The organism is Desulfobacterales bacterium (genome assembly GCA_029211065.1).
Classification (GTDB): Bacteria; Desulfobacterota; Desulfobacteria; order Desulfobacterales; family JARGFK01; genus JARGFK01.
Window position 1 is genome coordinate 1 of record JARGFK010000070.1, and the last position, 25,085, is coordinate 25,085.

A 25,085-nucleotide genomic window follows, 5' to 3' on the forward strand; every position below is an offset into this window, starting at 1 on the left:
TGACATTGATGTATGAAGTCGAGGCACACCCCGCCAGCAACCCCATATTAAGTGTCAGAAATCCTATAAATTTTATAACGCTTTGTATTGATTTCATTTTTTTCCTCCAAACCCTTGGAGAGACGATTTTGCCTCCCTTTGTTGGCGAATGTCAGACAAACTTTTTGAGAACTTATCTGAAATCTATATGTTGTCTGATACGAACTGTCAAGCATAGGGACTTTTTTCAAAAATTTATGGGGAAAAAGATCAACGCCTGTCATCCGCGGGGAAATTGCGTTATAAACCGGAACGGTCAATCTCCTTATGTACCTGGAGGGATCGAATAGAATCCAGTTTTTTCTTGCAAAACAAAACGGCAATGATATAAATCTCCATTATTATTGATCAACCGGTTTTTGAATAACCCTGCGGTCCCTGCGGGGCGTGACAAGGAATACGCTCATTGTTGCGATTCAGCTTTACTTTACACCTCATCCAATTTTTATACTAATTTTCACTTTTGACAGGCTTGCCGAAACGATTTCGAATGCGTGTATCGACACACGAGTATCCGGCATGAAACCTTAACCCAAAGGAGGATAAAGCATGAAACCAGTCAAGTTTTTTCTAGTAATGTTTATTGTCATCGCATTTTTGGGCGCAAGTGCGGCAATTGCCGGCACGTTGCAGGATGTCAAAGCCAAAGGATTCATTCAGGTGGGTGTAAATGAGGGCCTCTTTGGTTTTGCCAAACCTGATGAAAAAGGCGTTTGGCGGGGTCTTGATGTGGATACGGCCCGCGCGATTTCGGTGGCGGTATTCGGGGATGCCAACAAAATAAAATATATTCCACTGACAGCCAAGACCCGTTTCACCGCGCTGCAGTCCGGCGAAATAGACGTATTAACCCGCAACGCCACCCGGACCTTGACCCGAGAAACCGATCTGGGCCTTAACTTTGTGCAGGTCAACTACTATGACGGTCAGGGATTTCTGGTTCCCAAGAAATTGGGAGTCAAAAGCGCCAAGGAGCTTGACGGCGCAACCGTCTGTGTTCTGCCGGGAACGACCACGGAGATGAATGCCGCCGATTATTTCAGGGCCAATAAAATAAAAATGAAGCCGGTGGTCATCGAAAGCACCCCGGAACTTGCCAAGGCCTTTTTTGCGGGGCGCTGCGACAGCCTGACTTCAGACGCTTCCCAACTGGCCGGTACCCGAGCCATTGCCCCCAATCCGGCCGATTACGTGATTTTGCCGGAGATTATTTCAAGAGAACCCCTTGCGCCGGCTGTTCGTCATGGGGATGACCAGTGGTATGACGTGGTGAACTTTTCGGTAATGGCCATGATCGAAGCGGAATATCTGGGGATTTCCTCCAAAAACGTGGATGAAATGCTCAAGAGCCAAGATCCCATCATCCAGCGGTTTTTAGGCGTAAGCCCCGGCAACGGCAAAGCCCTCGGGTTGGATGAAAAATGGGCCTATAATATCGTCAAACAGGTGGGAAACTACGGCGAGGTCTTTGAACGAAACGTCGGCGTCAATACCACACTCAGGCTGGAGCGCGGTCTGAATGCCCTGTGGACCAAAGGCGGCCTGATGTATACGCCGCCGTTTAAGTAAGATCTTCTAAAAGGGCGCCGCCGTAAGCGGCGCCCTTCTCTGAATATCTCGTAAATAACAACATTTAAGGCTGCCGATGAAAGCAGACAAGAGCGATTCGACCGCCAAAACCGAACGTACATCCGTATCGTTCTGGTATGATCCTGCCAAGCGATCCATTTTGTATCAATTGGGCGTTATGGCGCTGGTGGGCCTGCTGGGCTTTTATCTGATTTCAAATACCCTGGCAAACCTCGAGAAACAATCAATTGCCACCGGTTTCGGATTTCTCCAAAAAGAATCTTCATTTGAAATCGGTGAGTCGCTGATTCGGTATTCTGCTGCCGACAGCTATGGGCGGGCCCTTCTGGTGGGAGCGCTCAATACCCTGATTGTTGCGTTTATCGGTGTTATCCTGACGGTCATCCTGGGGACGTTTATCGGCATCGCCCGGTTGTCATCAAACTGGCTGGTCACGCGGCTGGCCGCTGTCTATATCGAGTTTTTTCAGAATATCCCGATATTGCTGCAGCTATTTTTCTGGTATTCGTTCTTTTATGAAATCCTGCCGGTTCCCCGCCAGGCCCTGAACCCTTTCGCGCATGTTTTTATCAGTAACCGCGGTCTGGTGTTCGCCATACCCAAATACCATACGGCCTATGGTTTTATGCTGATGGCATTGGTGATTGCCGGCATTGTAGCCTTTATGTTGCGCCGCTGGGCACGAGAGCGACAGGACATCACCGGCCGGCCCTTTCCGGTGTTCAGATTCTCGCTGGGGATTTTTATCGGGCTGCCGCTGCTGACGTGGCTGCTGTTCGGCGCACCTTTTGAGATGAATGTGCCCAAACTGACCGGGTTTAACTTTAAAGGGGGAATGACGATAAGTCCGGAGTTCAGCGCGCTGCTGCTGGGACTGGTATTATATACGGCCGCATTTGTGGCCGAAGTCGTGCGCGCCGGGATTCAGTCGGTCAGCCATGGACAGACCGAGGCGGCCATGTCTATCGGTCTGCGGCCCGGACATATTCTGAACCTGGTCATTTTACCCCAGGCGCTTCGGGTGATCGTGCCGCCCTTGACCAGCCAGATGCTGAACCTGACAAAAAACAGTTCTCTGGCGGTTGCCATCGGGTATCCGGATTTTGTGTCGGTGGCCGGGACGACCATTAACCAGACCGGACAGGCCATTGAAGGTGTGGCCATGATTATGCTGGTGTATCTTTTTTTCAGCCTGACAACCTCGGCCTTCATGAACTGGTATAACAAAAAAATAGCACTGGTGGAAAGATAACGGACCCATGACCGCCATAAACAAAGCAAATGCAGACGCTCCGGTGGAAATCATCAAGCCGCCGCTTACCAGTGTGGGGGTGATCGGCTGGGTCAAAGCCAACCTGTTTAATAGTGTTTTAAATTCGATTTTAAGCGTTATTGCCCTGCTGATACTCTGGAAAATCGTTCCACCATTCATCCGGTGGGCGTTTGTGGACAGTATGTGGGTATCTACCGGAGAGGAGTGCCGCGCAGCCGGCGGGGCCTGCTGGTCGGTCATCAGCGCAAATATCCGGTTTATTCTTTTCGGGTTCTTCCCGCCGGAATCGCAATGGCGGCCGCTGCTGGCCATGATCATTCTGGTGGGGCTGCTGTTTTACAGCCGCAACCGGAAACGCTGGCGAAAACCGTTGGGGTATGGCTGGATTGCCGGACTGTTTATCATGGGCCTTCTCATGAAAGGGGGATTGTTCGGTCTGGCGCCCGTGGAGAGCACCCAATGGGGCGGCCTGCCGCTGACACTGCTCCTGTCGGTGTTCGGACTTACGGCGGCCTATCCCCTGGGGGTGATTCTGGCGCTGGGGCGCCAATCCGAAATGCGGGCCATCAAAACGCTGTGCGTCCTGTATATCGAATTGATTCGCGGCGTTCCCCTGATCAGCCTGTTGTTCATGTCGTCGGTTGTTTTTCCCCTGTTTTTACCCCAGGGGGTTACCTTCAATAAAATCTTAAGGGCCCAACTGGCCATAATTCTGTTTACGGCGGCCTATATTGCGGAGGTTGTTCGCGGGGGGCTGCAGGGAATGGCTCGTGGGCAGTATGAAGCGGCCGAGTCTCTGGGGTTGAATTACTACCTGACCATGCGTCTGGTCATATTGCCGCAGGCGCTGAAAATCGTGATTCCCCCATCGGTCAGTATCCTCATTTCCGCTTTCAAGGATACCTCCCTGGTGGTCATCATCGCACTTTACGATCTGCTCAAAACCACCCAGTCCATTCTGTCGGATCCCAAGTGGATGGGATTTTCAGCTGAAGCTTATATTTTTGTTGCCCTGATTTACTTTTTATGCTGTTTCTTTATGTCGAATTACAGCCGCCGGCTGGAGCGGGAGCTGGATACCGGCCGCTGAGGTCAAAGGGATATTTAACCTGCAGTTGAACCAAACCTATTGACGAGAGAGATTATGAACCAGGAGCCGAAAGTCGGCAGGGAAAAACAGGCTGACACCGATCCGATTATTGAAATCATCGAGATGCACAAGTGGTTCGGCGATTTCCATGTCTTGAAGGATATCAATCTGACCGTTAAAAAGCAGGAACGGATTGTGATCTGCGGGCCTTCGGGGTCCGGCAAATCAACGCTGATCCGCTGCATCAACAGGCTGGAGCAGCATCAGCGCGGCCGCATTATTGTAGACGGGATTGAACTGACCAACGACATCAAGAACATTGAGAAAATCCGTATGGAAGTCGGCATGGTGTTTCAGCACTTTAACCTGTTCCCCCATTTGACCATACTTGAAAACCTGATGCTGGGCCCTATCTGGGTGCGCAAGGTGCCAAGAGTTGAAGCTGAAGACATCGCCATGTATTTTCTGGAAAAGGTGCATATTGCCGACCAGGCCCTCAAATTCCCCGGTCAGCTCTCCGGCGGACAGCAGCAGCGTGTGGCCATTGCCCGAAGCCTGTGCATGCGGCCTAAAGTGATGCTGTTTGATGAACCGACTTCCGCGCTGGATCCTGAAATGGTCAAAGAAGTGCTGGACGTTATGATCAATCTGGCCCAGGAGGGCATGACCATGATTGTTGTCTCCCATGAAATGGGATTTGCCAAAAGCGTCGCCCACCGGGTGCTCTTCATGGACTTCGGTCAAATTGTCGAAGGAAACACGCCCACGGAATTTTTTGATAACCCCCAGCATGAACGAACCAAATTATTTTTAAGTCAGATCCTGCACTAGTTTAAAAGCCATTTCAAAACTCCGTCTGAGGACTGGTAGTCCCGCTTTTGAGCGGGGCGCCTTTCTATCAGACCTGATCCAAGGTTTTGAAATGGCTTTTAGTTTCTGTCCGGCAAAGTCTAATATCCTGCGACATTTTTTTAAAATTTTTAAGTTTTTATGGTATGATCCCAAAAACCGTATATACTCTATAATTTTACGATTGTTCAGAGGGAATTAAAAAAATCATGAAACCGATCGTTGCCATTGTCGGACGCCCCAATGTGGGCAAGTCCACTTTTTTTAATCGGGTCACACGGACAAGAGACGCACTGGTGGACAACTTCCCGGGGGTGACCCGTGACCGTAATTACGGCGATGCCAGCTGGGAAGGGATTGATTTCACAGTGGTTGATACCGGCGGATTTTCCCAGCAGGACGCCGATGGTTTTGCCGACCAGATCCGTTTTCAGCTGAAACTGGCCATGGATGATGCAGATGTCATTGTGCTGATGCTAGACGGAAAAGGCGGCGCCTCTCCATTTGATGCGGACCTGATCAAAATTCTACGTAATATTTCCAAACCGGTTTTCTACGCCGTAAATAAAATTGACGGCGTAGAAAAGGAAGACAACCTCTATGAATTTTACAACCTGGGGGTGGATGAACTATTTCCGGTTTCGTCCGAACATGGTTACGGCATACCGGACTTTCTGGATGCGCTGGTTGCTAAATTTCCCACCGAAGCATTGGTGAACACCCAACCGGAAGAAGAGCTGATCAGCCTGGCGGTTGTCGGACGCCCCAATGTGGGAAAATCATCCCTGATCAATCGGATTCTGGGAAATGAACGGCTGCTGGTCAGCGATGTCCCCGGCACCACCCGGGACGCCATTGATTCAGTCTGCCGGATAAAAAGTAAGACATACCGGCTGATTGATACCGCCGGAATCCGCCGCAAAGGCAAGGTTTCCCGTAAGCTGGAAAAATTTTCCGTCATAAAGGCACTGCGGAGTCTTGATCGATGTGACGTGGCTCTGATTGTTATGGACGCCCAGGAGGGGATTGCCGATCAGGATATTACTATCGCCGGCTATGCGTTGGAGCGGGGCTGCGGCTGCATTCTGCTGCTGAACAAGTGGGACATGGTTGAAAAAGATGAGCAGACCTCTAAAAAATATATTGAGCAGTTGCGGTCGGCGGCCAAGTTTTTAAACTTTGCCCCGGCATTGACGATTTCGGCAAAAACCGGGACAAGGGTTTCGAAAATTTTCAGTCTGACGGATGAAATATATCGCCAGTATAGCAGTCGAATTAGCACGAGTCAGCTGAATCAGATCATCGAGCAGGCCACCAGCCAGCGAGAACCGTCGATCTATAGGAACCGGCGCATTCGATTTTATTATGCCACCCAGGTTTCCGCCAAGCCGCCGACATTTATATGTTTTGTCAATTACCCGGTGGGGGTTCACTTTTCGTACCAGCGGTATCTGGTGAATCAGATCCGGGCGGCTGCAGGGCTCGATAAGACGCCGATGCGTCTGTATTTTAAGGCGCGCAAGGGGCACCGCCAAGAGGGATAATTGGGAAAGGAGACATTATAATGAATCTGTTGCCAAAAGGGGTGTTTTTTTTCGTATTGATATTATTTTTTTCCGTTAGCCATGCAGCCGATATGGCACAGGATCAGTGGATAAACTTTATGACGAAAAACATGCCGACTGCTTTCTGCAAATCCGACCAGTATTATCGTGACTGTTATGAGGTTACAAAAGAAGAGTGTGAAGATACCGTCTCTTTTGCCGTAGAGGCATGCATTGCCAATCACATACAGGAGCTGCCGGATATTTTTTCATATGAAGAAAGTCGGAAGTGGGGCGCCATCATTGAAAAATGTATTGATGAAGAATACAGCCGGACATTCAACAATCAAAAAATGGATACGCCGGAGTGTAAAGAAATTAAATAGCCAATGGACCTTTTTGAATATCAAGCCCAAGAGACCGCAATGGCGGCAAGGCCGCTGGCCGATCGCATGCGCCCAAAGGGGCTGGATGAATTTGTCGGACAGACGCATGTTATCGGTAAAGGCACGTTATTGCGGCAAGCCGTTGAGAACGATCAGCTTTTTTCCATGATTCTGTGGGGTCCGCCGGGGTGCGGCAAAACAACCCTGGCCAGGATCATCGCGGCGGAAACCCGCTGTCATTTCGTCCAGTTTTCAGCGGTGCTGTCAGGGGTAAAGGAGATCCGCTCCGTTATCGAGGAAGCAAGGGACCATCAGAAACTGCACCGCAAAAGGACTCTCCTGTTCGTCGATGAGATTCACCGGTTTAACAAATCCCAGCAGGATGCCTTTCTGCATCATGTCGAAAGCGGCCTCATCACCCTGATCGGGGCAACCACCGAAAATCCATCCTTCGAAGTGATTGCGCCGCTGCTCTCGCGTTGTCGTGTGATTACGCTGCAGATGCATTCGGAGGTCGACATCCTCACTATCCTGGACCGGGCGTTGAAAGATCCGGTAAACGGACTCGGAAAAAATCCGTTTAAGCTGGCTGAAGACGCCCGTGCACATCTGGTTCGCATTTCCGAGGGGGATGCCCGGGTGGCTTTGAACAGTCTTGAGATCGCGGCGACGCTGGTCCTGCCCCTAAAAAAACCGACAGCCGGGGGTCAGGAAGTTGAGATAACGGTGGCGGATTTAGAGGCGGCCCTGCAGCGTAAGGCCCTGATGTACGACAAATCCGGCGAGGAACACTATAACCTGATATCCGCCCTGCATAAGAGCCTGCGGGGTAGCGATCCGGATGCAGCCCTGTATTGGCTCGGTCGCATGCTGCTGGCCGGGGAGGACCCCTTTTACATCGCACGCCGGATGGTCCGGTTTGCCTCCGAGGACGTGGGCATCGCCGATCCCCAGGCGCTGACAGTGGCCATGAGCGCCATGGAAGCATTTAAATTTTTGGGGCATCCGGAAGGGGAACTGGCCCTGGCCCAGGCGGCGGTTTATCTTGCCACGGCCCCCAAAAGCAACCGAACCTACCGCGCCTATGGCAAAATTCAGGAAGCCATTAAAAATTCAGGGACGCTGCCGGTTCCGCTGCACATCCGCAACGCACCCACGGAACTGATGAAAACCCTGGGATACGCCAAAGATTACAAGTACGCCCATGACTACCAGGAGGGATATGTCCCTCAAGACTACCTGCCGGAAAAACTGCAGGGCCGGCAGTTTTATTTTCCCACGGACCGGGGGTTTGAAAAGATCATCAAAGAACGGCTCCAAATGTGGCAAAGTCTGAAAGATAAAGGCCGGAAAAACAAATGAACGTCGAACATCCAACGACCAACATCGAATCGAATTCTCGCGCAGAGACGCGGAGACGCAGTGATAGGATGAACTGCGCGATGGGTTATGACATTGTCATCCATAACGGCATTATTGTGACGATGAATCCCGGTTTTGACGTGATTCAGAACGGTCTCATCGGCATCAAAAACGGAAAAATTGAACAGGTGTCGGCCAAACAGACGGGCGCTGCGCTCCCGAAAGCAAAGGAGACCATTGATGCTGCGGGCGGCATTATCCTGCCCGGACTGATCAATACCCATACCCATCTACCGATGACGCTATTCAGGGGCCTTGCCGATGATCTGCCGCTGAAGGTGTGGCTGAACGAACATATTTTTCCGGCCGAGGCCAGTTATATTAATCCCGAAACAGTAAGATTCGGCGCCCTGCTGGGATGTGCCGAACTGATCTTGTCCGGTACCACTACCCTCTGCGACGGTTATTTTCTGGAAGACCATGTTGCCGAAGCAGTGCACCACTCCGGCCTGCGCGCGGTTCTGGGGCACGGGGTAATTGATTTTCCGGCGCCGGGGATTCCAAATCCCTCCCGGAATATCCATACGGCCCTGGAATTTGTCGAAAAATGGCGTGAAGCTTCACCCCTGATCAAACCCTCTGTTTTCTGCCATTCGCCTTACACCTGCTGCGCCGATACCCTGAAAAAGGCCAAAGAAGCGGCCGCTGCAAAGGGAGTGCTGTTTCAGATTCATGCTGCCGAAACAAAAAATGAATTCGATCAGGCCCTAAAGGATCACGGGAAGACGCCGGTTGAGTACCTGGACGGGATCGGCATCCTTGATTCAGATACCCTGCTGGTGCATGCCATCTGGCTGAAAGAGAGCGACATCAGGTTGATTGCCAACCGGAAGGCATCGGTGTCTGTGACCACGGAAAGCGAAATGAAGCTGGCGTCCGGCATTGCGCCCGTTCCGGATTTAATTCATGCGGGCATTGCGGTGGGTCTGGGAACGGACGGCTGTGCCAGCAATAACGATCAGGATCTTTTCCGGGAGATGGACGTTACCGCCAAACTGCATAAGGTAAATGCCCTTGACCCGACAGTCATGGATGCCGGAACCGTTTTAACGATGGCAACCATCGGCGGCGCTAAAGCAATCGGCCTGGACAAAGAAATCGGCTCTCTTGAAATCGGCAAACAGGCCGATGTCCTTGTTGTAGATACCCGGTCACCTCATCTTTTCCCGATGTACAATCCTGTCTCGCATTTGGTCTACAGCGCCAAGGGTTCGGATGTCCGTGATGTCATTGTGGCCGGCCGGGTGATCCTGAAGGACCGCAAACTGCTGACGCTGGATATGGCGGATATCTATGAAAAGGTTAACGCCATCAGCGGCCGAATCAGGAAAAAATAGTTTGACCGGAGATAGAAGGCTGGAAATGGAAAAAGAGAAAAAGAAGGTTATAAAGGTTATAAAGAAAGACGGCGCCCAGGTTAAAACTGAAAAAATCTCCACTTTAAAGAAATCAACACCCATTTCTGAAAAGATAGATGGTGGTGAAAAGGAAGTTGAATTTGATATTAATATAGACGATCTTAAGGACCGGTTGAACAATTTATTTGTTGATATCGACGATAGATCTGTTCCGGAGGTCGCAGCCCCGAAACCGACTGCGGTTGTACCTGATAAGGTAAAAAGAAAAGATGAACGAATAATAATTGATGCAGTCAAAAATAAATGGGACGGTGATGGTCCTGCAATACTGCGGCCGCCAGCACTGGTTACCATCGATGAAGGAAAAATAAAGGAAGCTTTCAAAAAACCCGATGCCCCTGAGAGAAAAACAAATATTGCACCTGGTTCCAGACGGCAGAAAGCAGCAGTGTATCCACCTGCCAAAGAGTCCAACCCGGAAAAAGAAAAAAAAGCCGTTTTGAACCAGAGGGATGATGAAAAGAAGGCGGTGGATAACAAAAATGTTTCTAAAGCAAACCGGGAATATAAAAAAGATCCGATCGAACCGGTTACCATAGACGAAAGCAACATTGATAAAATCCAGAATACAGAAAGTTTTGAAATTAGTGATTTAGAAATAAGGCGAAGAAGATTTTACCGGAAAAAATTTGTTTTGGGCGGTATCTTGATCATTCTGGTAGCAGCGGTTTTGTTTATTGTTTTTAAAATATTTGTCCGGGTCGAAGGAGATGAACAGCAAAAAGCTGCGATTACCCGTAAAATAGATCCCCCCCCGCTGAAAATAGAGGCAAAAACTGTCAATTTGCCTTCAGATATTCTGATTGCTCAAAAGACCGATGCTATTGTTCCCCCCGACACGGCTCTTCTCCAAAAGGGACCGGAAGTGAAGGACGCCGGACCTTCGGTTGAGAAGGAAAAAAACGTTCTCAACGCACCGCCTGTTTCATTTCCTTACTCCATTCATGCGGAGTCGTATCGTTCTTTGCAATCGGCACAGCAGTCTGCCGAAATTTACCTTAACACAGGACTGCAGGCATTCTGGGTTCGGGTTGACTTAGGGGAAAAAGGTGTTTGGTATCGCGTCTTGATTGATTGTTACAAAGATCCCGCAACCGCTCAAAAAGTAATAAATGAAAAACAATTAAAGCATGCCAGGCCTATCAGGGTAAAATATGCAAACTTCATCGGCGCCTATTTGTCGGACGATGATCTAAAAAAACAGAGCCGGTTCCTTTCGGAAAAGGGATACGTATCGTATTCAATTCAGGATACTAACGGCCAAAATTATTTATATACGGGCGCTTTCGACACAGCGAAAGAAGCTGAAAAGTTCTCTGTCGAGTTAAGCGCCAGGGGTATCCGTTCCCTGGTTGTTGAGAGATGAGATGCGGCATAATCCGCCAGTAATATATTAAGGGCTACATTATTGAATAGATACTTATTAAAAAATTTGCCCTTATCCCTCTTCTCCAAAGAGGGGAGTTATTCCTCCCTTTACCAAAAAGAGGTCAGGAGGCTGTCTGGCAACGCCCTGTCTCTCAGGGAGAGGGTCGGGGTGAGGGTGTAACTGAATTTATTCCCCCTCACCTAACCTCTCCCCACTAGGGGGAGAGGAATTAAAGGTTATCGAATAGACTCTTGGGAGGGATTTCAATTTCATGTCGTTATTGTTAATGAAAGGGGGAAATGATGACACTCATAACAATCCGCAGCATGTTGGCATGGTGCAGCGTCATAAACATGGGGTTGCTGATATGGTGGTTTTTAATTTTCTTTTTTGCCCATGACTGGGTTTATCGGTTTCACAGCAAATGGTACCAAATACCGCGGGACAGGTTTGATGCCATTCACTATGCCGGCATCGCATTTTTCAAGATATTGATCCTGATGTTCAACTTGGTGCCGTATTTGGCGTTGCGTATCATCGGTTGAAATAAACATATCATATTAGACGATGAAAAAAATATTTATACAACTATCATTGTGTTTGATTCTATTTTGCCTGATTGCGTCATGCACCTACTCGAAATCAATGCAGGCTCAAGACGACCCGGCAACCAACCCGCTGTCTTCCATGATCGAGTTTTACCAAGGCCCGCTGAATCATCTTTCTGCTGTAAGGAGTGGCGAATGCCCCATGTATCCGTCCGATTCCACCTATAGCCTGCAAAGCATTCAAAAACACGGGCTGATTGCGGGATGGATAATGGCAATGGACCGTTTAATGCGTTGCGGTCGTGATGAAACAAGACTGTCACCAAAAATAATAATTAACGGCAAGTTGAAATATTACGACCCTGTGGAAAAAAACGATTTTTGGTGTAGTGATAAATAACAACATCAATACGTAACAAAAACTATTATACGCAAACGCGGACTGCTATTGGAAGTCCGCGTTTGCGTTTAAATCCCTTTATAGCGGTTGTCAAAAAAACGTTCCGTTATCCCAACGGTTTTTTCTACAACCGCTTATACCGCAATTCATTGTTTCGGAACTTTATTATGGAAAGCGGTATAATTGTGTGTTAAATAAATTAAGAAAAGCGTTATTCCCCTTCAAACTCGGTCAGGGTGAATATCTTGTATCCTTTTATCTGTTCGCGGCCATGCAGATCGGGGAGTTCCACCACAAAGGCACACTCAACGACTTTCCCGCCCAATTCCTCAACCAGTTTAATGGTGGCGGAAACCGTGCCGCCGGTTGCGATGAGATCGTCCACGATCAGGACGCGCTCGCCTTTTTCAATGGCATCCGCGTGCATTTCCAGGGTGTCCTGGCCATACTCGAGGGAGTAGCTTTTGCGGATGGTTTTGGCAGGCAGTTTGCCTTTTTTTCTGACCGGAACCAGGCCGACCTTGAGTTGATACGCCAGGACCGCCCCGAACAAAAATCCCCTGGCATCGATACCGACGACCTTGCTGATATTCATGTCTTTGTAGCGATTGTAGAACGCATCACAGGCGGCCCGGAATGCAGCCGGGTCCTGCAGCAGGGTGGTGATGTCCCGGAACATGACGCCTTTGACCGGCCAGTTGGGTACCGTGCGAATTTTTTCTTTCAGATTCATGCATCATCCTTTCTACGCTATTGTTGGAATAACTTGCAGCAAAAGGTTTTTGACGTTATCGGCGTTGTGGTTGAAAACTTCCAGGATTTCCTCCCAGGTGACGGGGGCCTCATCTTCCTTCCAGCAGTCGTAATCGGTTGACATGGCTATCACGGCGTAAGGGATTCCGGCTTCATTTGCCAGTGCGGCTTCCGGCGCCACCGACATGTTGATGACGTCAGCCCCCCAGAGACGGAACATGTTGGACTCCGCCCGGGTTGAAAAGCGGGGGCCCTCAATGGTAATCATGGTTCCCTTGTTATGCGTTTTATATCCCAGCGCAGTGGATGTTTCAAAGAGCTTTTGCCGGAGCCCGGGATCAAAAGGGTCGGCCATGGCGGTATGCGCGGCGCCGTTTTCAAAGGAATCAAAAAAGGTGGTCTTGCGGTGGCGGGTAAAATCGATAAACTGATCAAGGATTACCAAATCGCCACGGCCTATTTCCTCCCGCAGGCTGCCGCAGGCGGTTGTGGCGATAATATGGGTGACACCCTGTTCTTTGAGGGCGTGAATGTTGGCTCGGTAGTTGACCTGGGAAGGGCTGAACTGGTGTTTGCGTCCGTGCCGGGCGAGGATGGCGACATCCACACCGCCGATTTTACCAAGGGACAGGGGGGCCGAAGGCTCCCCATAAGGCGTGTCGATCTTCAGTTCTGTGGCTCCTTTTAAAATATCCGGGTTGTCCAGTCCGGACCCGCCGACAATTCCAACTTTTACCATGAATAGCTTCCTTTTTGAATCCTCCATTTAGTTTTTTCATTCTCTAAAGGAGTTAAGTTGATTTTTTGATAATGTCCGTTGCTTGTTGCCAGTTGTCCGTTGAAACTGCAAGAATAATATATGGTTTCAAAAAATGCCTCTGGAATAGGTAAAAGTACCTCAGCTGCTGCTTATAGCCGAAATGCATTGCTACTGACAATTGACAACGAACAACGGACGCTACCGATTTTCCTGAGAAAGTATATTAAAATCCCAAACCACAGAATCCCCGGGGAAATCTACAAAGAAATAGTTAGCAAATTAAATCAATTGATGCAATTGCCCCATAAGGCCTTCCAGTTCGGGCCCGCGGAAGCAATATTTCATTTCCAGGAACCGTTTGCGCAGGGTGGTGACTTCTTTTTTAACGTTTTTATTTAATTCGATCACTGCGTGCATCAGCTGCGCCAGCTCTCTAAAGTCGGCCGGCATCATGCCGAAGCGGGTCATTTCAGCCACGCCCATGCGCAATGCACTGGCAGCGGTAAAGCCATCGTCCTCTGACGTGGCCTGGTAATTGACGATGATATTATTTTCTTCCAGGCGGCGGGCTACTTCCGGACCGCGGGCATCACCTACCTGAACGATGACCTGATGGGTCTGGGTGTAGGAAACGGATGGATCACCGGCCACATTAAGACCGCAGTATTTCAGCGCTTTGGCAAGGGCCTGGGCATTTTGGAGGACCTTTTGCTGATAATCGGCTTTGAAATAATTCATCTCGTAGGTCGCCATCAGCAGGCCCAGCAGGGTGCCCAGATGATGATTGCTGACGCTGCCGGGGAACGCACGGCGCTCGATGGTTTCCCAGAACTTGTAGTGAGGGTCGGACTCGGCCATATCTGCAGCGATGATACCTCGCTGGGTTCCGAAAAAGGTCTTGTGAGTCGAGCCGGTCACGATATGGGCGCCTTCTTTGAAAGGTTCCTGAAAATAGGGGCCGCAAAGCCCCAGTACATGGGCCATGTCATACATGATGATGCAGTCGAGGGAAAGGTCATCGACTACGGCCCTGATGGCCGACACCGGTTCGGGATGGAGCATCATGCTTTTGCCAAGGATGATCAGTTCAGGGCGACAGTCTGCGATGATGTTTTGACAGGCGGCCGTATCTATCTGAAAGGGATTTTCCGCCATAACCGGGAAGTTTACCACGGCCGGTTTTTCCGACAGGGGGTCGCGCGCAACAAAGTCGCGCAATGCCCCCATGGGCTGGGCGCTCAGATGGCCGCCTTTGATGATATGATGATTGATGACCCGCTGAATGCGCCGCGGTTCAATTTTGCGGTCAATGCGGTTCAAATAGTCCACCAGCGCACTGAATACGGCAGTATTGGCCATCTGGCCGGAGATCAGACGGGTTTCCACCCTGCTGCACCCCAGAAAGCGGCAAAGCTCGGCCTGCAATAAGTTTTCAGCTTCGGCGATAAAATCCGTTCCCTGGTAGTAAAACACTTCTGCGTCTTTTAATGCGACGATGCGTTTGTGTTCGGCATAGCGTCCGGAAGGGTCCATGATGGACAGCGTTCTGACCAGAGGGGAGGGGGTCTGTTCCGAAGGAATCAGGTTGATGCATTCCTGCCGGCGCCAGCGGGTATTGGCTGCGGTTTTTTTTATTAAAGCCTGAACAGCTGCCGGTGCATGATTTTCCGGTAAGCTTGCGGCGCCGGATACCTCCTGCGCCGGCCACAGGATCGCCCTGGCAAAGGGCGGGGCGTTACTTTTCAAATGGTAGGGGACAACCCGGGCCCCCATTTTTTTGCCTCTGATCTCAATCTGAATGCTGTCTCCCTCGTTAATCCTGCTGTCTATGAGCGCCAAACCGATGGCCCGCAGCCCTTTTTCATCCGTCAGGCAGGATTCGATTCCGTCACCCTCAAATTTCCAGTAGGGCACCATGGTACCACTGGTGACAACCCCCACGTGGGTTGATTGTTGAAACACCCGGCTGCCGGCGCGAGCCACGCCCTTGTCGAGCAAAGCGATGGGCTGGATCCGGCGGGGCAGGGATTCACTCCGGGAATAGTTTCTGTTCATAATTTCTTTCAAGGCTATGAACTGGCTTTCTAAAAACTTGCGGCCGATATAGTTTCCCTTGAGCGGTGAGAAACTGACGGCAAAACGGGATAGATTGGATGCAAAAATCGGTATCTCCCCGCCATCAGGGTCCAGCCCCAGTTCATGTCCATAAAGCGGAAGCCCGGCCTCCAGCCGGAGGGTGTCCCTGGCGCCCAGGCCGATGGGAACAGCGCCCCGCTCCAGAAGCAGGTTCCAGAGCATCAGCGCGTGGCGACGCTCAACGAACAGCTCAAAACAGACCGGTTCACCGGTGTATCCGGTCCTGGCGATAAACACGTCCGCGCCTTTGATGCAGGCCGGGCTGATATAATTTCTGAGGGGTTCCGGCAAACTTCCGGAATCCAAAACGCCCTGCAGGATTGTTTTTGAAAGGGGACCTTGCAGGCCGAGCATGGTCAGCTCTTCAGTCTGATCCCGCATATCGACTTTTTCAGACCGCTTCAGAGCCTGTTGCAGGTGCCGCCATACGGTTTCACGATTGGCGGCATTGACAACCAGCAGATATTCATTTTGGGCCAGGCGGTAAAGGTAGGCATCGTCTATGGCGCCGCCGTTTTTATTGGGGACGAGGGTGTACTGGCTCTGGCCCGTCTGCAAGGCAGCGGCATTATTGGTCAGCATCCGCTGCAGAAAGCCCAATGCGCCGCTTGCGCCGATACGGAAGCGTCCCATATGGGACACATCGAAAAGTCCGGCGGATTTTCGGGTAATGAGATGCTCCTGCACAATACCCGGTCCATATTGCAGCGGCATCTGCCAGCCGCTGAAATCGACCATTTCAGCGCCGAGGCTGACATGGCGATCAAAAAATACGGTTTTTTGAGTTTGATGGGTCATTTTAAAAAATCCTTTACATCTTGCCGGATCGAAAAATCGAAAAAATCAGCCAGATCCCTAAAACGGTTGCGATGGAATAGCCGGCCAGCCCCAGGAGAGCAGTGAGGGGAACCTTCTGAAAGCCAAAAAGGTTCAACTGAAGCTCGATGACTTTTTGACCTGAATTCAGCACCAGCGATCCGGCAATGATGGAGGCGGAAATGATCAGACCAACCGTCAAACGATTCACCCCTTTTTCAAGCTTCTGGTCGAAACGCTCAAAACCACTATGCCGGATTTCAATGCGTTGTCGCCCCCTGGCGGTCTGCCGGAGGATGTCATGTACGTACCTGGGCAATTCCTTTATTTGTTTGCCTATATAGCGGGCATCTTTGCGGATGAGTCGCATCAATTTCTGGGCCTCATAGCCCTTCTGGATCAGACGTTTGGCATAGGGCCTGGTTACCTCGAGCAGGCTGGCGTCGCTGCCCAGAATTTTACCCAAGGCCTCGGTCTGGATGAAGGTCTTAAGCAGCAGCAGCATATTGCGCGGCAGGCGGATGCGGTATTTGAGCACCAGGTGCATGACCTGATCGTAAACATCCTTTACCGATATTGTCTGCAGGGAACGGCCATAAAAAGGTTCGCTGATGTCTTTCAGGTCCAAACGGAAACCTTCGATGTCCATGGTTTCGTCATCCAGCAGGCCGGCGTCCAAGAGCGCTTCCATGACCAGGCTGTAATCATGTTCGGCATATCCCAGAAAGATGTTGGCAATTTGATGCATCATCTCTTCATCCAGGTAGCCGATGATACCGAAGTCGACCAGGCTGACGCGTCCGTCGTACATGACGATTGCATTGGCGGGATGAGGATCGGCATGAAAAATACCAAACTCCATCAGCTGCCTTGAAAAGGAACGCAATCCAATCATGGCGATTTCTTTGGGATCAATGCCATGGGCTTTAAGGGTATCGATCCTGTCCATTTTGATGCCGTCAATATGCTCCATGACCAGCACCGATCGGGAGGTTAAGTTCCAGTATACTTTTGGGATGTATAACTCATCGTCATCTTTGAAATTGACGGAAAATTTTTCGATGGTACCCGCTTCGATGAACATGTCGAGTTCTTTAAAAATGGTACGTTCAAATTCTTTGACCAGATTGGCGACGCCGATAATACGGCCCACTTCAAATGACCGTTCAATTCTCTCGGCGAAGGCATCCATCAGGCGGATATCTTTCTCTATTTTTTTTCGGATGCCGGGCCGGATGACCTTGACCGCCACTTTTTCTCCACTGAAAAGTTCGGCCACATGGACCTGGGCCACGGAAGCCGCGGCAATGGATTCGGATGAAAATGTTTTAAACAGCTCAGAAATCGGATGCTTGAGTTCATCCTCAATAACGGCGACGATGTCCTTGAGCGGTTCCGGCGGAACCTGATCCTGCAATTTTTTAAATTCCTCGATGTATTCCGGTGGGAAAATGTCCGCCCGGGTGCTCATCAGTTGACCGAGCTTGATGAAGCTGGGTCCCAATTCTTCAAAGACCAGTCGGATCCGTTTGGGCGAAGGAAAGCCGCGGTAGACCAGCGGTTCCTTTTCAGAAGAATCTTTGGAATGTGCCGGCTTTTTACGCGACAGCCGTTCTGCGACATCACCCAGCCCATGTTTGATCAGGACCCTGGTTATGGTGCCGAACCGGCCCAGGTTCTTCATGCCATACCCTCTGAAAAGATTCATTTTTCGCCTCTTTCAGATTTTGTGGTTTTTATCCACTTTTTGGAAATTTCTTTTAATTTTTCAGTTTCGGCGATATAACTTTCAACATAACCGCATTGGATGCAGACATAATTATCAAGGGCTGCAATGGATGTCAGACTGATGGGAATTGAGTTGCTGGTAAAAGGGCCGCTCTTTGGATAAACATCGGTTCCGGCATATACATCGGTTGAACCGCACTTGGGGCATTTATTTTCCTTCAATTTGTCACCTCCCGGTTTAATGGATTAAGGAAAGTCTGATCGTGTGGAACGAATTTTTTTGAAAATATATCAAGGCCGGCCTGCTTCGGCAATCTTTTTCTGTTTTCTGTTAAATGCCTTGCAGTTAAGAGCCTCCAGCTTGGGCAAAATACCGGTGACATGCTGGGGCTTGACTTGCATTTTTAAAATATGTTCTTATAAATAGTGTTTGCGCATAAAAAGGAGCTTTCTTCAAGTGATGAATGGTATGGACAGAACAAACCGAGTTCAGTTTGAAAAACCCGATATTTCAGAATTAGTCCAACATTATACCGTGGTTGACCTGCATTTTCATACCCGTTATTCGGACGGGTTGAATACGGTCCGGCAGATTGCCAAACAGGTGCGCCAACAGGGTATCGGTATTTCCATTACGGACCATAACGATATCAGGGGCGCGGTTGAAATTGATGAATATAAAGACATATTGAGCATTCCCGGGATAGAAGTAACGTCTCAGGAGGGTAGCCATCTCCTGATTTATTTTTACGGCATTGCAAGTCTGAAGCATTTTTTCAAAGAACATATTCATCCGAACATGGGAAACGGCCTTATGAGTTCCATCGCCCTGCCGATGGAAGCGATCATCGAAAAAGCACGGGCATTCAAAACCGTCGTTATTTTACCACACCCGTATTGTACCGCCTATACCGGTGTGTGCAACCCTCAGTTTTCAATAGCTAAGCAAAAAAGACTCTTTGATCTTGTGGACGGGGTTGAAGCCATCAATTCCGAAAACCTGAAAAAGTGGAACCTTAAATGCGCGGTTCTGGGATTTAACCTCAACAAGACGGTTGTCGGCGGAAGTGACGGCCATGCCCTTTACCAGATCGGCAAGGTGGTCAGCTATGCAAATTGCAAAAGAACCCGCGAAGCTTTTCTGGATGCTGTCAGGGAAAAGCAAAATAAGGTGATCGGCAAGGAAATTGACATTTTTAGAAAAGTAACCTCAAACGGTCTGAAACTCCGAACGAATATTAGAAATTGTCCGGACCTGATTGAAAAAAATATCCGCTACAGCTGTACCGTCCTCAATTCGAAATCCAAAAAACTTCGGGATAATATTAAGCGCAGGCTTAATGGGAATACCTGAAGGTCTTTGCAAAATGCCTCGTTTTGATCCATTTCAGCCTCTGCCCCGGGTAATACGTAGTCTATTCCTCCGGGTCGGTTGATCCCGCCCCGGCGGGATCGCCTTTCTTGAATGGGAGCAAGATTGGGCATTTTCAAGGGTCTCCTTTGAAGCCTTTTCAAAACCCCGGAATTTTCCCCTCCTTGTTTTGCTTTTCGGTTTGCTTACAAGATCTTAGATTGAAAAATAGCACCGTCTTGGTGTATACATAATAAAATCTGATTACAAACATAGGGTGGCATCGGGGTCTAATCGAATGGCTCGAAAACCATAAAGCATTAAAGGATAAATTTTCATGGCTGCGCATAGTATTATTCTTGGAACCATTGACGGTATACTAAAAAAAGATTTTGAGAGGCTCAAAAAGGAATTGAAAGAATGTTTCCAGAATGTGGGTTGGAAAGATAATGCCCTGATCATCAAGAGTGAAAAACAACATCATCGCGTTAAAATAATCGCCACAAAGATCGCGGACTGTATTCAGGACGGCAAGTTCGGTTCGCTTTTGTATATCGGCAACGACCGTGTCGTCTGTATTTATTTCGGCCATAAACAGTTTGTGGGGAAGCAGTATGGCGAACCTGAACCACCTGAGTGGTGGGGGCAGCCGAAAGGGGACCCCGAACCCGACGATTTGGCGGACAAGCTGTTGTTGAATATCATTAAAGATTAGGTAGGGCATGGCTGGGACGAACGCAGGCAGCAAATCGAATGGCAGCGGTATGTTGATTTTCCCAATTAACCCTGTTGAAATAATTTTCTTGCTATCAATACCGTATTATATTATTTTCCCCCGGGTTTTTAACGGAAACAATACAATCATCCAGCTCCATTCTTAAGCCAGATCAATAAATCTGGATGTTTAAAAAGTCATTACAAAATTCACTTGTCTTTCCCCGATAATATTAATAGTGATACAATGTTCCATATCATGTGTAATGGATCTCATAACCGAAATTTTCAGAATTTCAAAAAAAGGTGTAACCATTCCCTGTAAATCTGCGACTTAATTTCAACACGCTGCGTTTGAAATTGCAGGTGTATCAAAATATATTAAGTCGCTGAAATTTTTCAGCAACGTGTTCCGGATCGTATCCTAAAGGAATAAAGCATGAAACGACTCGTGATCCTATTGATGGTTGTCGTTGCGGCAGGGGGGATCGGCTGGCAGATATATCAAAAAGCATTTTTGTCCCAAAAAGCGCCTGAAGGAAAACGCTCGGGACCTGTGCCGGTAGCTGTGGAAATTAAACCGGTGGGAAAGGGCTCTATTCAAGACATCAGGGATTTCACCGGCAGCCTGCTCGCCCGATCCCAGTTTGTGGTTGCACCTAAAATTGCCGGTAGAATTAAAAAACTGTTTTTCAATATCGGAGACAAGGTCAAGCAGGGCCAGCTGGTTGCCGTGCTGGATGATGAAGAATATCACCAGCAGGTCGATCAAGCCCGTGCCGAACTGGAGGTGGTCAAGGCAAACTTGGAAGAAAGCCGGGACGCCCTTGAGACCGCCCGAAGGGACTTCGAGCGAACGGTCGTGCTGCGTCAAAAAAAGATTGCCTCGGAATCGGAACTGGACGCGGCCGAATCCAGATATAAAAGCCAGGAATCCAAATTAAAAGTCGCATTGGCCCAGGTAGTTCAGAAAGAAGCCGCCCTGAAGGGGGCTGAGGTGCGCTTGTCTTATACCCGGATCGCGGTGCCGCCGAATGAAGGGGGGGGGGAACGGGTGGTGGGCGAGCGCTATGTCCATGAAGGCGCCATGCTCGCCGCCAACAACCCCATTATTTCCATTTTCGATATCCGTTCCATGATTGCCGCCATTCATGTGATTGAGCAGGACTATTCCAAGATACAGGTTGGCATGACGGCTGATGTTGCTACCGACGCGTATCCCGGAAAGACGTTTGCCGGCAAAGTTGTCCGGATGGCGCCCTTGCTGAAAGAGGCGTCGCGGGAGGCAAGGGTGGAGATTGAAATCCCCAATCCCGAAGGACTGATGAAACCCGGGATGTTTGTCCGGGCCAACATTAAATTCGGCCAGCACGACAATGCAACGGTGGTGCCCAAGGACGCTCTGATAAAGCGTGAGGAGGCCATAGGTGTCTTTTCGGTCGATATGGCGGAAAAGAAAGCCCGGTTCATACCGGTTGCCACCGGCATTATTAATGGTCGGCAGGTCGAGATCTTAAGCCCTTCGCTTTCAGGATATGTGGTGACGTTGGGTCAGCACCTGCTTGAAGACGGCGCACCGGTGATCCTGCCGGATGAACAACAGAAAGGTCCGGTTGCGGCAGAAGAAGGGAAGAAAGGTCCAGCGAAAAAGGGTAAAAAAGGGGCAAAAAGTAAAAAACAATCATCCGGGGAGGATAAGCCATGAACCTTCCCCGTTTTTCAGTGCACCATCCCATCTTTACCATCATGGCGGCTCTGATTGTGATCATATTAGGGGTCGTCTCACTGTACCGACTTTCCATCGACCTGATGCCCGACATCACTTATCCGACCTTGAGTATTTCAACCGATTATGAAAATGCCAGTCCGGAAGAAATTGAAGAACTGGTGACCCGGCTGATCGAAGAGGCCATGAGCGCGGTCCCCGGCGTAGAAGAGGTCACCTCCGTTTCCAGAGAAGGCGCCAGTAATGTCCGCGTAACGTTTGCCTGGGGTACTGATCTGGACGCGGCCGCCAATGATATCCGCGACCGGCTGGACCGCATCATCAGCCGGCTTCCCGATGATGCCGAGAGGCCACATCTGCGAAAGTTCGATCTGGCCAGTTTCCCGGTTTTGATTCTGGGGGTCGCCAGCAACCTGGACCCTATACAGATGCGTAAGATCATCGATGACCAGGTCAAATATCGGATCGAGCGTATTCCGGGGGTTGCTTCACTGGATGTGCGCGGCGGCCTGGATCGGGAGATACACGTTTATTTAAATTCTGAAAAAATTAAAGCGCTGGGACTGCCGATTGACCGGATTCTGGCACGGATTAAGGAAGAAAATGTCAACCTGCCGGCGGGGTCGCTGGAACAGGGGCTGCTGGAAATTACCATTCGCACGCCGGGGATTTATACCAGCCTGGATATATTGCGCAGGACGGTTATCGCCATCCGCGAAGGGGTGCCGATCCAGCTGGGTGAAATTGCCGAAGTCGTGGATTCCTGGGAGAAAGTGACCCGGATCGTTCGGGTAAACGGCCAGCCCGGTGTGCGCATGTCGGTGAACAAACAATCGGGAACAAATACCGTTGAGGTCGCCGGCGGTGTCCTCAAGGAGATTGAGCGGATCAACCGGGATATCCCCCAGCTCCAGATAACCTCCATTATTGACAGTTCGGACTATATCAAACGTTCCATTACCAATGTGGGCACCACGGTCCTTTACGGGAGCGTTTTGGCCATCGTGGTTCTGTTTTTGTTTTTGCGTAATATCCCCAGTACGGCCATTATTGCCACCAGCATTCCTATTTCCATTGTCGCCACCTTTTCCCTGATGTATTTCGGCGGATTTACCCTGAACCTTATGACCCTGGGCGGTCTGGCACTCGGCATCGGTATGCTGGTGGATAACGCGATTGTGGTGTTGGAAAATATTTACCGGCTGCGGGAAGCAGGTTTTGAACCTGAAGAGAGCGCTGTCAACGGCAGCCAGGAAGTGATGTCGGCCGTGATTGCCAGTACTTTGACCACGCTGGTGGTTTTTTTGCCGCTGATTTTCGTCCGGGGCATGTCGGGGGTCATGTTTAAACAGCTATCCTATGTGGTGGCTTTTTCACTGGGGTGTTCCCTGGTAGTTGCGCTGACACTGGTTCCCATGCTGGCTTCCAAGATCCGTCTTCCTCAAAACAATCATTCATCCGCTCATGTGACCCTGGGCCGCCGAATTTTCAGAATTACCGCCCGGTTTTTTAAACTTTTGGAGGATGAATACGCCGGTCTGCTGCATCTTGCGACGAACCACAAAAAGACGGTCATCGCCCTGGCGGTGTTGCTTCTTGGCGGCAGCCTGACTCTGATCCCGCTTGTAGGGGTTGAATTTATGCCCAGCGCGGATGAGGGCGAGGTGCGGATCAATGCCGAAATGGCGGTCGGCACAAAACTGAAGGTGATGGAGGATACCTTCAAGCGTATCGAAGCGATTGTCAAACAGGAAGTGCCCGAAGCCCGAAACATGGTCAGCTTTATCGGGTCGGCCGGTTGGCGCTCAGCGGGCGGCCACACCGGATCGATCCGGATCGCGCTGAAACCGTTAGCGGAACGGACGCGGTCGAGCGATGCCATCGCGGCCGCCTTACGCCGCAAACTCAGGGATATACCGGGGACCAAGGTGCGCACCCGGGCCGGGCAGGGGCTCATGATCATGCGGATGGGAACTTCGGATGCGGAAAAAGTGCAGATAGAAATCCGCGGCCATGACCTGGCGGTGGCGGACGAACTTGCCAAACGGATCCTGCCACTGGTGGAAGATGTGGCGGGTGTTACCGATGCCCTCGTCAGCCGGGAATCCGGCACTCCGGAAGAATTGATTATGGTGGATCGACAGAAAGCAGCAGACATGCAGCTGACGGTATCCAAGATCGCCGATATGCTGAAAACGGTCCTTTCCGGAAAAAGCGCCGGTAATTTTCGCGACGGCGGCAAGGAATACAGAATTCTGGTGAAGCTGAAGGATTCTGAAAAAAAAGACCTCGGGGAAATCCTGGACCTGCCGGTATCCAATGCCAGCGGTGAACCGGTCATCTTGCGCAATGTGGTGAAAGTTCAGCCGCGGCTGGGCCCGGTTCTGGTTGAGCGCAAGGATCAGGAACGTATTATTACGGTTTCCGCCAATACCAGCGGCAGGGATATGGGGTCTATCCTGGCAGACATCCGGGAGAAACTTCGTACGATTCCGGTGCCGCGGGATTTTTCCATCATTTTCGGGGGTGATTATGAGGAACAGCAGAAATCATTCCGGGAGCTGCTGCTGGGTTTTGTGCTTTCCATCGTCTTGATTTATATGGTAATGGCATCCCTTTTTGAATCGCTCAAGGATCCCTTTATCGTGATGTTTGCCGTGCCGATGGCTGCCATCGGGGTTATTGTGATGCTCCTGCTGAGCAACACCACCTTCAATGTGCAGTCCTATATCGGCTGTATCATGCTGGGCGGGATTGCGGTAAACAACGCCATTCTGCTGGTGGATCATACCAACCTCTTGCGCCGCCGCGACGGGATGGAACTCCAGGCTGCGATTGAAGAAGCCGGACGCCGCCGGCTGCGACCCATTTTAATGACATCCATGACCACGATCCTGGCCATGAGTCCCCTGGCGTTGGGAATGGGTGAAGGCGGCGAGGCCCAGGCACCCATGGCTCGGGCGATCATCGGCGGCCTGATGAGCTCAAACCTGATCACGCTTGTTTTTATTCCCACGATCTATGCAATTATTAATCGCCGAAGGGATGCGGCAAATGGGAAGTAAGAAAATAATTATGAAAAATCACAAAAAGCATCTAGTGTCACGTCAACCTTGTAATGTCGTAAAAAATGTGGTAAGTATGCTTCATAATCAACCCGGGAGGATTGGATA

At 50.1% G+C, this 25,085-nt stretch carries 20 protein-coding genes; 15 read left to right on the plus strand and 5 right to left on the minus strand.

Annotation, left to right across the window (positions count from 1 at the left end):
* Positions 1–588: 588 nt before the first annotated feature.
* The 11 genes from P1P89_14955 (at position 589) to yidD (ending at position 11,928) form a co-directional block, all read left to right on the plus strand.
* On the plus strand, positions 589–1,608 hold the full coding sequence (locus P1P89_14955) for an amino acid ABC transporter substrate-binding protein (GenBank protein MDF1592812.1): 1,020 nt from the start codon (positions 589–591) through the stop codon (positions 1,606–1,608).
* A gap of 76 nt (positions 1,609–1,684) precedes the next feature.
* Entirely contained in the window at positions 1,685–2,881 is a 1,197-nt protein-coding gene (locus tag P1P89_14960) for an amino acid ABC transporter permease (protein ID MDF1592813.1), read from the plus strand.
* A gap of 7 nt (positions 2,882–2,888) precedes the next feature.
* Positions 2,889–3,992, plus strand: a complete 1,104-nt coding sequence (locus P1P89_14965; protein MDF1592814.1) for an amino acid ABC transporter permease — start codon at positions 2,889–2,891, stop codon at positions 3,990–3,992.
* A 54-nt stretch (positions 3,993–4,046) separates the two neighbouring features.
* A complete protein-coding gene (locus P1P89_14970) occupies positions 4,047–4,823 on the plus strand; it encodes an amino acid ABC transporter ATP-binding protein (protein ID MDF1592815.1) in 777 nt (258 codons plus the stop codon).
* A 227-nt stretch (positions 4,824–5,050) separates the two neighbouring features.
* Entirely contained in the window at positions 5,051–6,385 is a 1,335-nt protein-coding gene (gene der, locus P1P89_14975; protein ID MDF1592816.1) for a ribosome biogenesis GTPase Der, read from the plus strand.
* Positions 6,386–6,405: 20 nt separating this feature from the next.
* The gene (locus P1P89_14980) at positions 6,406–6,771 is read left to right on the plus strand and encodes a hypothetical protein (GenBank protein MDF1592817.1); all 366 of its coding nucleotides are present in this window, start codon (positions 6,406–6,408) and stop codon (positions 6,769–6,771) included.
* A gap of 3 nt (positions 6,772–6,774) precedes the next feature.
* Positions 6,775–8,133, plus strand: a complete 1,359-nt coding sequence (locus tag P1P89_14985; protein ID MDF1592818.1) for a replication-associated recombination protein A — start codon at positions 6,775–6,777, stop codon at positions 8,131–8,133.
* Positions 8,134–8,213: 80 nt separating this feature from the next.
* A complete protein-coding gene (locus P1P89_14990; GenBank protein ID MDF1592819.1) occupies positions 8,214–9,530 on the plus strand; it encodes an amidohydrolase in 1,317 nt (438 codons plus the stop codon).
* Between the two features lie 25 nt (positions 9,531–9,555).
* Positions 9,556–10,977, plus strand: a complete 1,422-nt coding sequence (locus P1P89_14995) for a hypothetical protein (GenBank protein MDF1592820.1) — start codon at positions 9,556–9,558, stop codon at positions 10,975–10,977.
* A gap of 305 nt (positions 10,978–11,282) precedes the next feature.
* Positions 11,283–11,525 carry a hypothetical protein gene (locus tag P1P89_15000; GenBank protein MDF1592821.1) on the plus strand — a complete coding sequence of 81 codons (243 nt, stop codon included), beginning with the start codon at positions 11,283–11,285 and terminating at the stop codon, positions 11,523–11,525.
* Positions 11,526–11,547: 22 nt separating this feature from the next.
* Positions 11,548–11,928 (plus strand): membrane protein insertion efficiency factor YidD, encoded by a 381-nt coding sequence (yidD, locus tag P1P89_15005; GenBank protein ID MDF1592822.1) that lies wholly within the window; start codon positions 11,548–11,550, stop codon positions 11,926–11,928.
* 211 nt (positions 11,929–12,139) lie between these two features.
* On the opposite strand, the gene P1P89_15010 is transcribed toward yidD, so the two are convergent.
* From P1P89_15010 to P1P89_15030, 5 genes are all read right to left on the minus strand, one after another.
* Entirely contained in the window at positions 12,140–12,661 is a 522-nt protein-coding gene (locus P1P89_15010; GenBank protein MDF1592823.1) for an adenine phosphoribosyltransferase, read from the minus strand.
* A 12-nt stretch (positions 12,662–12,673) separates the two neighbouring features.
* A complete protein-coding gene (gene mtnP / locus P1P89_15015) occupies positions 12,674–13,420 on the minus strand; it encodes an S-methyl-5'-thioadenosine phosphorylase (protein ID MDF1592824.1) in 747 nt (248 codons plus the stop codon).
* A 300-nt stretch (positions 13,421–13,720) separates the two neighbouring features.
* On the minus strand, positions 13,721–16,375 hold the full coding sequence (gene gcvT / locus P1P89_15020; protein MDF1592825.1) for a glycine cleavage system aminomethyltransferase GcvT: 2,655 nt from the start codon (positions 16,373–16,375) through the stop codon (positions 13,721–13,723).
* 13 nt (positions 16,376–16,388) lie between these two features.
* On the minus strand, positions 16,389–18,101 hold the full coding sequence (locus tag P1P89_15025; protein ID MDF1592826.1) for an AarF/ABC1/UbiB kinase family protein: 1,713 nt from the start codon (positions 18,099–18,101) through the stop codon (positions 16,389–16,391).
* Complete coding sequence (locus P1P89_15030) at positions 18,098–18,343, minus strand: hypothetical protein (GenBank protein ID MDF1592827.1); 246 nt, start codon at positions 18,341–18,343, stop codon at positions 18,098–18,100. Before P1P89_15030 ends, P1P89_15025 begins: the two co-directional genes overlap by 4 nt.
* A 247-nt stretch (positions 18,344–18,590) precedes the next feature.
* Here P1P89_15030 and P1P89_15035 point away from each other — a divergent pair, with 247 nt between their 5' ends.
* The 4 genes from P1P89_15035 (at position 18,591) to P1P89_15050 (ending at position 24,977) form a co-directional block, all read left to right on the plus strand.
* Entirely contained in the window at positions 18,591–19,475 is an 885-nt protein-coding gene (locus P1P89_15035; protein MDF1592828.1) for a PHP domain-containing protein, read from the plus strand.
* A 334-nt stretch (positions 19,476–19,809) separates the two neighbouring features.
* Positions 19,810–20,187, plus strand: a complete 378-nt coding sequence (locus tag P1P89_15040) for a hypothetical protein (GenBank protein MDF1592829.1) — start codon at positions 19,810–19,812, stop codon at positions 20,185–20,187.
* Between the two features lie 438 nt (positions 20,188–20,625).
* Positions 20,626–21,891 (plus strand): efflux RND transporter periplasmic adaptor subunit, encoded by a 1,266-nt coding sequence (locus P1P89_15045; protein MDF1592830.1) that lies wholly within the window; start codon positions 20,626–20,628, stop codon positions 21,889–21,891.
* Positions 21,888–24,977, plus strand: coding sequence for an efflux RND transporter permease subunit (locus tag P1P89_15050; protein MDF1592831.1), 3,090 nt, complete (start codon positions 21,888–21,890; stop codon positions 24,975–24,977). Before P1P89_15045 ends, P1P89_15050 begins: the two co-directional genes overlap by 4 nt.
* Positions 24,978–25,085 lie beyond the last annotated feature (108 nt).